This window comes from Micromonospora deserti, assembly GCF_003236335.1.
Classification (GTDB): domain Bacteria; phylum Actinomycetota; class Actinomycetes; order Mycobacteriales; family Micromonosporaceae; genus Micromonospora; species Micromonospora deserti.
In genome coordinates this window covers 22,112-32,171 of sequence record NZ_POUB01000043.1, presented here as the reverse complement: position 1 = coordinate 32,171, position 10,060 = coordinate 22,112, and the positions used below count along the sequence as shown (strand labels likewise).

7 protein-coding genes are annotated in these 10,060 nt (G+C 74.8%); 3 read left to right on the top strand and 4 right to left on the bottom strand.

The features are described 5' to 3' along the window. Positions 1–888: succinyl-diaminopimelate desuccinylase (gene dapE / locus C1I99_RS09540; protein WP_111133848.1), on the bottom strand; the 888-nt coding region annotated here is incomplete at its 3' end. 80 nt (positions 889–968) lie between these two features. Here dapE and dapD point away from each other — a divergent pair. Then, on the top strand, positions 969–1,928 hold the full coding sequence (gene dapD / locus C1I99_RS09535; RefSeq protein ID WP_111133847.1) for a 2,3,4,5-tetrahydropyridine-2,6-dicarboxylate N-succinyltransferase: 960 nt from the start codon (positions 969–971) through the stop codon (positions 1,926–1,928). A gap of 51 nt (positions 1,929–1,979) precedes the next feature. On the opposite strand, the gene C1I99_RS09530 is transcribed toward dapD, so the two are convergent. Continuing rightward, positions 1,980–5,372: a S8 family serine peptidase gene (locus C1I99_RS09530; protein WP_111133846.1), complete on the bottom strand. Its 3,393-nt coding sequence runs from the start codon at positions 5,370–5,372 to the stop codon at positions 1,980–1,982. A gap of 87 nt (positions 5,373–5,459) precedes the next feature. Between C1I99_RS09530 and C1I99_RS09525 the strand changes: the two genes are divergently transcribed. Beyond that, positions 5,460–6,023, top strand: coding sequence for a sugar O-acetyltransferase (locus C1I99_RS09525; RefSeq protein ID WP_111133845.1), 564 nt, complete (start codon positions 5,460–5,462; stop codon positions 6,021–6,023). A gap of 96 nt (positions 6,024–6,119) precedes the next feature. Next, positions 6,120–8,765 (top strand): hypothetical protein, encoded by a 2,646-nt coding sequence (locus tag C1I99_RS09520; protein ID WP_111133844.1) that lies wholly within the window; start codon positions 6,120–6,122, stop codon positions 8,763–8,765. Here C1I99_RS09520 and C1I99_RS09515 read toward each other — a convergent pair. Together C1I99_RS09515 and C1I99_RS09510 are read right to left on the bottom strand one after the other, a co-directional pair. After that, positions 8,742–9,389 (bottom strand): nucleoside/nucleotide kinase family protein, encoded by a 648-nt coding sequence (locus C1I99_RS09515; RefSeq protein WP_111133843.1) that lies wholly within the window; start codon positions 9,387–9,389, stop codon positions 8,742–8,744. The genes C1I99_RS09520 and C1I99_RS09515 overlap by 24 nt on opposite strands. Next, positions 9,389–10,039 (bottom strand): SIMPL domain-containing protein, encoded by a 651-nt coding sequence (locus tag C1I99_RS09510; protein WP_111133842.1) that lies wholly within the window; start codon positions 10,037–10,039, stop codon positions 9,389–9,391. The genes C1I99_RS09515 and C1I99_RS09510 overlap by 1 nt, the downstream gene beginning before the upstream one ends. Between the last annotated feature and the right edge of the window lie 21 nt (positions 10,040–10,060).

The window sequence follows — 10,060 nt, the reverse complement described above, 5'->3', positions numbered from 1 at the left end:
CGCCGCCAGGAACTCCTTGGCCGGGGCCGCGTCCAGGCCCGGCGCGGCGCCGGCCGCCACGTCGGTCACAGCCAGGTCGAAGCCCGCGAAGACCTCACGCAGGTGCGCCTCGGCCTCGGCCGGCGTACGGTCCGGGGCGAACCGGTAGTTGACCTCGATCTCGCACCGGTCCGGGATGACGTTGCCGGCCACCCCGCCGTGGATGCGGACCGCGTTCATCCCCTCCCGGTACTCGCAGCCGTCGAGGGTGACCCGCCGCGCCTCGTACGCCTGGAGGCGGCGCAACACCTCGCCCGCGCCGTGGATGGCGTTCACCCCGTGCCAGGACCGCGCCGAGTGGGCGCGGACGCCGGTGGTGGCCACGACGGCCCGCATGGTGCCCTGGCAGCCGGCCTCCACCAGGCCGTACGTCGGCTCCAGCAGCACCGCGAAGTCCGCCGCCAGCCACTCCGGGTGCGCCTCGGAGACCAGGAAGAGCCCGTTGTACTTCGACTCGATCTCCTCCGCCTCGTAGAAGAGGTACGTCACGTCGTAGCGCGGCTGCGGCAGGGTCACCGCCAGGTGCAGCGCGTACGCCACCCCGGACTTCATGTCCGACGTGCCGCAGCCGTACATCAGGTCGCCGCGCAGCGTGGACGGGAAGTTGTTGTTCAGCGGCACCGTGTCCAGGTGGCCGGCGAGCACCACCCGCTGGTCGCGCCCCAGGTCGGTCCGGGCCATCACGGTGTTGCCGTGCCGGTGGGTAATCAGGTGCGGCAGCCCCCGCAGCACCTGTTCGACGCAGTCGGCGATCGCCTTCTCGTTGAGGGATACGGACTCTATGTCAACCAGCGCGCGGGTCAGGGCCACCGGATCGGCCAGGACCTCGGGGGTCAGGGGGTTCTCCATGGTTCGCACGGTACCGTCAGATCCGGTGCGCGCGAGGAGCGAGCCTGCGAGCCCCGCAGCCGCGAACGAAAGGTGAAACAGTGACGTCCGCAGTATCCGCCTGGGGCATCGGCCTGGCCACCGTGACCCCTGACGACATGGTGCTCGACACCTGGTACCCGACGGGCAAGCTGGGGCTCGGCGAGCTGCCGCTGGTGCCCGGCGAGGACGAGGCGGACGTGCTCGATTTGCCCCCGGGAGCGGTCGGCGACCGGGCACTGCCGGGTCTGCGTACCGTGCAGGTGGTGACCGCGATCGGCTCGCTCGACGACCCGATCAAGGACGCCGCCGACGCGTACCTCCGGCTGCACCTGCTCTCCCACCGCCTGGTGCGGCCCAACGAGCTCAACCTCGACGGCATCTTCGGCAAGCTGGCGAACGTCGCCTGGACCTCCGCCGGGCCGTGCCCGCCCGAGCGGGTCGACGAGCTGCGGGTGATCGAGCGGGCGGCCGGCCGGCACCTGGCCGTGTACGGGGTGGACAAGTTCCCCCGGATGACCGACTACGTGGTGCCCTCGGGCGTGCGGATCGCCGACGCCGACCGGGTGCGGCTCGGCGCGCACCTCGCCACCGGCACCACCGTGATGCACGAGGGCTTCGTCAACTTCAACGCCGGCACGCTCGGCGCCTCGATGGTCGAGGGGCGGATCGTGCAGGGTGTGGTGGTCGGCGACGGCTCCGACATCGGCGGCGGCGCGTCGATCATGGGCACCCTCTCCGGCGGCGGCACCGAGAAGGTCCGCATCGGCGAGCGCAGCCTGGTCGGCGCGAACGCGGGTGTCGGCATCTCCCTCGGCGACGACTGCGTCGTCGAGGCGGGCTGTTACATCACCGCCGCCTCGAAGGTCACCCTGCCGGACGGCCGGGTGGTCAAGGCCCGCGAGCTGTCCGGGGTGGACGGGCTGCTGTTCTGGCGCAACTCGGTCACCGGCGCCCTGGAGGCGAAGCCCCGGGCCGGCAGGGGCATCGAGCTGAACGCCGCGCTGCACGCCAACGACTGACGGACCCTCCGCCGGGTCCGCGGTCGGCCGCGGACCCGGCGGGGGTACGCCTCAACGCAGGCGGTACGCCTGGATGACGCGGGTGGTCACCGTGTTGCCGGCGGTGTCCCGGGCGGTGGCCCGCAGGGACGCGTGGCCGGCGCCGGCCGGGTGTCGCACGGTGGCCGTCCAGCCGTCGCCGCCGTGCCGGACCCGGGCCCGCTGCCACGTCGTCCCGCCGTCGTAGGAGACCTCGACGGTCAGCGCGGCGGTCCGCGCCACCGGCGCACCCGGCTGCCGCTGCACCTGCACCGGGATCACGAACGTCCGGCCGGCCGGGGCGGCGTTGCCGGCATCGAGCCGGGGCGTGAACCGGATCGCCGACGTCGGCAGCCGGGCGAAGTCGTCACCGGCGACGTGCCGGGAGCGGAACGTCCACGCCGTGGCGACCTCCGTGCTGAGGTCGGTGAGGCTGCGCCGGGACAGCGTCTCCAACCGGTAGTCGGCCGCTCCCGCCGGCACCTCGAACCGGCCGTATCCCGGGTCCGGGCTCTCGCCGACCAGGACCCCGTCGCGGTAGAGGGCCGTCCGGGCGCTGTCGGCGACCGAGCCTCCGGCGTGCCCCTCGGCGTCGCTGTGCAGCGGCACCTCGACCACGATCACGTCGCCCTGGCGGGTGATCCCCGCCCCTGGCCAGCGCGGCGCCGTAAATGATGGCGCGTACGGAGCGCTACCCCAGCTCTCCCGGTGGTGCCGGCCCGCCCGGTACGCCCGCGGCTCGGCGGTGAGCCCCGCCTTGATCTCGGTCCACCCGTCATCCGTCGGCGTGCCGAACATCAGCTCCGACGACCAGCGCACGCCGCGGGTGTTGTGGTACTCCACCCGCTGCCCGGGCACCGCCGTGGGCAGCACGATCGCCCAGCCGCCCAGGTCCGGCTCCAGGTGCGGGAAGACCGCCCGCTCGGCGACCAGCCCCGGGTAGCCGGCACGGAACCGGTGCGTGACGGTGACCAAATCCCGGTTGCGGTAGTGCCGGTCCAGGCCGGTCGGCATCCGGCCGGGGAACCCCTCACTGAGCGTGTACAGGTAGGGGCTGCTGGCCGCCTCGAGGTCGGCCCACTGGCTGCCGATCGTGGCGACGAAGCGCTCCGCGGGTGCCGCCCGGCCGAGCTGGCCGGTGGCCAGGCCGGTGAGATCGAAGGCCAGCAGCCCGGTGCTGTACGAGCTGCCGTCGGCGGCGAAGAAGTTGGCGCCGATGTCGACGAGCACCGGCGTGGCCGACCGCCGCGGCACGGTCACCCGCACCGGCCCGGCCCGCCGGGCGTCGACGGTGATCTCGGTGTCCCGTTCGAGCACCAGTTCCGGCCGGGCGATCTGGGTCGCGCCGGTCAGGTCCTCCCCGTCGACCTGGAACAGGACGCTGGACAGGCCGTACCGCCCCTTGGGCACCCGCAGCTCGGCGGTGCCGTCCGGGTCGTACACGTCGTACGCGGCGAAGCCGGACAGGCCGAGCAGGCTGGTGCCGTAGCTGCCGGTGGGGGCGCCGTGCCGGTCGAGGTGCCGGACGGTCAGCGTGTAGCTCTCCACCTCGCGGTGCACGCCGAGCGGGGTGACCGCCACGACGTCGCCGGCGCGGGCGACGACACGCCCGCTGTAGAGGCCGTCCGGTCCGGTGACCCGGGTGTCGGCGGTGACGGTCGCCGTCGCCGTGCCGCCCGCCGGTACGCTGACCCGGCTGGCGCCCAGCGTGAACATCCCGGCCGGGGCGGGTTCGCCGTCCGGGCCGGTCACCTCGACGGTCAGGTCGAGGGTCAGTGCGCTCGGGCCGGTGTTGCGCCAGGTCACCGTCCGGGTGATCGGCGTGTCGTCGCCGTGCGGCCAGAGCGACCGGCCGAAGGAGACGCTCGCCGGCTCGCTGGTCACCGGCTGGGTGATCGCCCGGGGCACGTCGACCCGGCCGGCGCCCTGCTGGTACGCGGTCTGCGCCGGGTGCGGCCGCGCCGATGCCATCAGGATCGACTTGAGCTGCCCGGCCGCCCAGCCGGGATGCCGCTGGGCGAGCAGCGCCGCCGCGCCGGCCACGTGCGGTGCGGCCATCGAGGTGCCGGAGAGGGATACGTACCGCTCCCCCGCCGGCTCGCCGATCACCCCGTCCGCCGCGCGCGCGGCGACGATCTCCACCCCCGGCGCGGTGAGGTCCGGCTTCAGCCCGTCGTCGCCGGTGCGCGGGCCCCGGCTGGAGAAGTCGGCCAGCGCGTCGGTGCGGTCGACCGCGCCGACCGAGAGGGCGGCGTCGGCGGTGCCCGGCGACCCGACCGGGGCGAAGCCGCCGTCGTTGCCGGCCGAGACCACGAAGAGCGCGCCGGTCTGCGCGGTCAGCGTCCCGATCGCCTCCTCCAGCGGGTCCACCTCGGGGGTGTCCCACCCGGTGAGGCTCATGTTGACCACATCCGCCCGCTGCTCGACCGCGGCCCACTGCATGCCGGCCAGGATCGCCGACTCGGTGCAGCCGTACGCCTCGCAGACCTTGCCGTCGAGCAGCGTCGCGTCGGGTGCCACGCCACGGTGGCGGCCACCCGAGGCGGCCCCGCTGCCGGCGACGATCGAGGCGACGTGGGTGCCGTGGCCGACCACGTCGCCGGCCGGTTCCTCGGTGAAATTGCGCGCCTCGGCCACCCGGCCGGCCAGGTCGGGATGCCCGGCGTCGACGCCGGTGTCGAGTACGGCCACCCGGACGCCCCGGCCGGTCAGGCCGGCCGCGTGGGCGGCTGGCGCGCCGATCTGCGGCACGCTGTGGTCGAGGGTGATCTGCCGCCTGCCGTCGAGCCAGATCCGGTCGGCACCCCCCGCCGTGTCGATCCGGGCGCCGGGGCGGCCGGTGACCGCCGCCCAGACCTCGCCGGCCCGCCGCTTGGCCGCCGTCGCGGCGACCCCGCCGATCGCCGGCAGGTCGCGGGTGACCGTCACGCCGGCCGGCGCCGCGGCGCGTTGGGCGGCCCCCGGACCTGCGGTGATCAGCACCGGCAGGTCGTCGCGGCGGGTGTCGTCGTAGCCGGCGGCGATCAGCCCGGTGACGTCGAAGAGCCGCCGGTCGACCCGGCCGGCCCGGATCAGCGGGAGGGCGTCGTGTGGGACGACGCTGAGGTGCCCGCGTTCCCGGCTGGTGAGGAAGCGGATGTGCGCACGCCCGTCGGCGGGTCGCACGGCGGCGGCCCCGGCGGCGGTGACGGTGACCTGGTCACCGGTGAGCAGGGTGACGGTGGCCGGGCGGCCAGCGGCCGGCACAGCCCGCGCCGCGGTGCCCGGGCCGGTGGTCGCATCCGGCGCGGGCGGCCGGGCCACGGCCGGGCCCGGGACGCCGAGCACCAGGGCGAGCGCAGCACCGAGAGCGGCCAGTTTTCTTCTTCGCTGCAACGGATCCTCCTCGTGGGACGTTCTACCTACGAGAGACACATCGACAGCCATCAGAATTACATACGGAGTATGTACAGTGAAGTCACAAAGATGACGGACCGACCAACACCCACCGGTCCAACCCGGCACGGTCGACCGGTGACGTCCATGCGGGATCGCATGCTCGCCGGCGAGCCGTACATCGCCGACGAGCCGGAGATCATCGCCGACCTGGACCGGGCGGCGCGGCTGATGGAACGCTTCAACACCAGCCCGTCGGCCGACCCGCAGGGCCGGCTCGCCGCCCTGCGCGACCTGCTCGGCGAGGTGGGCGAGGACACCTGGATCCGCCCACCCTTCCACTGCGACTACGGCTGGCAGATCCGGATCGGCCCCCGCTGTTTCGTCAACTACAACGCGATCTTCCTCGACGTCGCCCCGATCACCATCGGCGCGGATGTCCAGATCGGGCCGAACGTGCAGCTGCTCACCCCGACCCACCCGGTCGAGCCGGAGCCCCGGCGGGCCAAGTGGGAGGCGGCCAGACCGATCACCATCAGCGACAACGTCTGGCTCGGCGGGGGCGCTGTCGTGCTCGCCGGCGTCACCGTCGGCGAGAACACCGTGGTCGGCGCGGGCGCCGTCGTCACCCGGGACCTACCGGCGAACGTCGTCGCGGTCGGTAATCCCGCCCGTCCGGTACGCAACCTCAACCAATCCTGAACAAGCCTCTCACCTGCACAAACAACCCTTCGACGGCTGGCGGGACACCCCGATCCACGGCACCCTGGGTAGTGACGTCGTCACCAGGAGGCGGGGATGCTCGGTCGGGTGCTCGAACTGCGCGTGCACGGTGTGTCCAACACGCCACCCGGCCAGATCCTCGGCCTGCGACCCGAGCCCGGCGTCGACCCGCCCCAGCCGTGGCTGGTCGCCGGGGACACGGTCACCGGCTTCTACCGCTCCAGCGCCAGCGGACCGGACGATCCGATCGTCGTCGAGGCGTACAGCTGGGGGCAGCTGACCTCCGGCGCCCGGACCCGGCGCGACGTCGAGCGCGCACTGTGGACCCTGCTGCTGCCGTTCGCGCTGGCCAACGTCGCGCTGCACGCCCGGCCGGGGATCCCGGCCGACCCGGACTCCGAACGGTGGGGCAGCCGCTCCGGTCTCACCGCCTGGCTGATCCGGCTGTTCTGCCTGAGCCTCACCGGCACGCTGGTGCTCGCGCTCACCGGCATCGGGGTAGACCTGATCGGCTGGCAGTGCGTCGACGAGCACTGCCTGCGCCGGATCCCGGGCCCGTGGGAGTTCCTCGCCCACGGCTGGTGGAGCGAACACGCCCGCGCCCTCGCCGTCGGCCTGCTCGTGCCCCTGGGAGTGCTGGCCATGCTCGGGCTGGTGGCCTGGCGTACCTACCAGTACGAGGCGGAGATGCCCGCCGACCCGGTCACCGTGACCGCCCGGACGCCGGTCGAGGCCCCGTCGGACGTGACGGCGGGCGGGGAGGCGCCGGCCGCGCAGCCGGTCGACGAGCCGGAACCGGCCGAGCCGCCCCCCGGCGAACTGGCGAACCCGTTGCAGGACCCCACCTTCTGGTGCGGCGAGGGGCAGCTGCGCCGGAGCGCCGTGCTGCACCTGTGCACCGGCGCGGTCGTCGCCGCCGCCGTACCGCTGGGCACGGTCCTCGCCATGGACCCGCCCCGCGGCGTCCGGGCCGCCGTCGCCTGGCCCACGGTGGCGGTCCTGGCCGCCGTCGTGCTGATCGCGGTGGTGGCGCTCGCCCAGCCGTCGCTGACCCGGCGCGCCGGGGCCACCCCGCTCGGCCCGCGGAGCATCACCGTCGCCGTGCTCACCGGCCTGGGCCTGGCCGGCACCGCGCTGTGCCTGCTGCTGCCGGACGGGCCGGCCGGCACCCCGCTGGCCGAGCTGCGCCCACCGGCCGGCTGCAACCGCCAACCAGACCTGCCGCAGTGCGGGTACGACCGCTCGCTGCCCGGCTTCGACTGGGTCATCGCCTGGGTGGGCACCGGACAGCTGCTGCTGCTGATCGCCGTCGGATCGGTGGCCCGGTCCGGTCGGCGGGGGCTGGTCGCGCCGGTCGCGGCCACGCTGCTGCTCACCCTCGGCACCGCCTGGAGTTCCGACTGGCTGCCCGTCGTCCCGCCCGCCCCGGCGCCACTGGCGGCCTGGCACCTCGTCGTCCCGGCCGTCGCGCTCGCCGGCACCGGCCTGCTGCTGCCCCGGACCCGGACGGACACCGAGAGCCAGCCGCTGGAACCCCACACCGACCTGGCCTGGGGTGGGCGGGGCCCGGCGCTGGTGGCCGGCTTCGGCTGGGTGCTCTGCGTCTCCTACTGCGCCGGACTGCTCTACTGGGTGACCGACCGGCTCACCGGCGCCGCCCCGCCGGGCGGCCGCTCCGCCGTGGTACCACCGGTGCCGGTGATGTGGGCCGGGCTCGCCTTCGCCGTCGCACTGGTCGCGCTCGGCGCCACCGCCGCCCGTGCCGGCGTGCTCTTCGTCCGCCTCCGCCGGGAGGAGTACGCGGACCTGGTCGCCGCCGGCCACCGGCTCTCCGGTCACGACCTACGGCGCTGCCGGGACGTCAGCGCTTACCGTGCCCTGCACCGGTTGATCGGCGAGCACGCCGTACAACTGGTCGGCGACTACGCCGCCGCCGCGGGCGTGCTGGTCACCGTCGGCTGCGCCGCCGTGCTCTCCCGCTCCCGGCCACACCCCGTGTCGCCGACCGGTGGCGCGGCGGTGGTGGAGACCGTGGCCGACGTGGGCGCCGCGCTGCTGGGCTGGCTGCCGGTGCTGGTGGCCGCCGTGGGGATGCTCGTCTACCGCACCGACGTGGTCCGCCGCTCGGTCGGCGTGGTCTGGGACGTGGCCACCTTCTGGCCCCGCGCCGCCCACCCGCTGGCCCCGCCCAGCTACGCCGAGCGGGCCGTGCCGCAACTGCAGACCCGCGCCGCCGGGCTACTGGCCCTCAGCCCGCCCGACCCCCGCGGCACCGACGGGATCATCCTCTCCGGACACAGCCAGGGCACGGTGATCTGCACCGCGGTGATCCTCCAGCTGCCCACCCGGTGGCGACGGCGGATCTGGTTCTTCTCCTACGGCTGCCAGCTGACCCGGCTCTACGGGCGGGTCTTCCCGGCGTACTTCGGGCCGGACCGGTTGCCGGTGCTGGCCGAGGTGCTCACCCGGCCCTCCGGCATGCTCGGCTGGACCAACTTCTGGCGGAACACCGACCCGGTCGGCTGGCCGGTCACCGCCGGGGAACGGGACGTGGCCGTACGCGACCCGGAGGCGCTGCACCCCAGCGCCGGAGAGGTCATCGACCCGCCGATTCGCAGCCACAGCGGCTACCCCGAGGCGCCGGAGTTCCACCGGGAACGGTCGCGGGTGGCCTGGCAGCTCCGGCGGGCGGTGCCGTCACCCCGGCGGGGGTTCGGCTAGGCGTACCACCAGGTCGGCGTGCCGGGCGGTGCCGGCGACCAGGGCAGCGTTGGCCTCGTCGGTGCCCAGCGCCCAGGCCCGCGCCAGCGCTGGGGGCCGCCCGTACGCCTCGTGCCGGGCGGTCAGCCGGCGCACCCGCAGCTCCGCGTCCAGGTCGAGGAACCACGCCTCGTGCAGCAGTGGCCGCACCTCATCCCAGGGGAACTCGGGCAGCAGCAGGTAGTTACCCTCGGTGACGACCAGCCGAACCTCCGGCGGCACCTCGATCGCCCCGGCCACCGGCTCCTCCAGGTCCCGCCGGAACGCCGGCGCGTAGACCGAGGTCGGCTCCAGCCGGCGCAGCCGGCGCAGCAGGGAGACGTAGCCATTCGCGTCGAACGTGTCGGCCGCGCCCTTACGCTCCGCCCGACCCAGCCGGCGCAGCTCGGCCTGGGCGAGGTGAAAGCCGTCCATCGGCACCAGCCGGGCCACCGGCCCCACCGCCGCGACGACCTGCTCGGCCAGCGTGGACTTGCCCGCGCCGGGAGCGCCGGCGATGCCGAGCAGCTGCCGCGGGCCGGCGTCGGCGAGGGCCCGCGCCCGCGCCACCAGCTCGTCGACTGCGACGACCCGGGCGGTCGACATCAGCCGAGGACCGGCTCGCTGATCGCGAACCGGGCCTGCACGGCCGCCTGCACCGGCTGCGGCCGCGGGTCCAGCTCCAGCTCCGGCGGCCCGCCCGCCTCGGCGCCACCCCCACCGGCGTACGCCAACCGGGCCAGCATCGGCCGCTCGGCGACGCCGGTGTCGGCCAGCTCGATCAGGGCGGTCACCCGCGCGCCGAGCGCCTCGGCGTACTCCCGGGCGCGCAGCAGCGCGTCGGCGATCGCGGCGTGCCGGGCCTCCCGGTGGACCGGACTGTCCGGACGCAGCGACCACCACGGCCCGGCCACCTCGACCTGGTCCTGGTCGGCCAGGCGCAGCATCAGCTCGCCGAGCGCCCTCAAGTTGCTGACCGTCACGGTCGTGGCCACGCTCCCGTGATACGCCACCACCCGCTCGCCGGTGCGCCGGCTCTCCGGCCGGACCCGCAGCTCACCGGTCTCCCGCCGGTCGACGGCCGGACCGTAACCGTCGAGCAGCACCCGGACGGCGGCGGCCCGCTCGGCCAGCCGGGTCAGAGCGGTCTCCCGGTCCCGGGCCCGGGCCGTCGCGGTCACCGTGAACTGGGCGATCTCGGGAGCCACCTCCCGGTACGCCTCGCCGCGCACCGCCACCACCGGCCCGTCCACCATGCCCCTCACCCTAACCGGCTC

What these genes read in the sequence shown, in the direction of transcription:
- C1I99_RS09530 (WP_111133846.1), bottom strand. Translation starts at nt 5,372, where the DNA reads ATGGCTGTCGATGTGTCTCTCGTAGGTAGAACGTCCCACGAGGAGGAT.
- C1I99_RS09510 (WP_111133842.1), bottom strand. Translation starts at nt 10,039, where the DNA reads ATGGTGGACGGGCCGGTGGTGGCGGTGCGCGGCGAGGCGTACCGGGAG.
- C1I99_RS09520 (WP_111133844.1), top strand. Translation starts at nt 6,120, where the DNA reads ATGCTCGGTCGGGTGCTCGAACTGCGCGTGCACGGTGTGTCCAACACG.
- C1I99_RS09515 (WP_111133843.1), bottom strand. Translation starts at nt 9,389, where the DNA reads ATGTCGACCGCCCGGGTCGTCGCAGTCGACGAGCTGGTGGCGCGGGCG.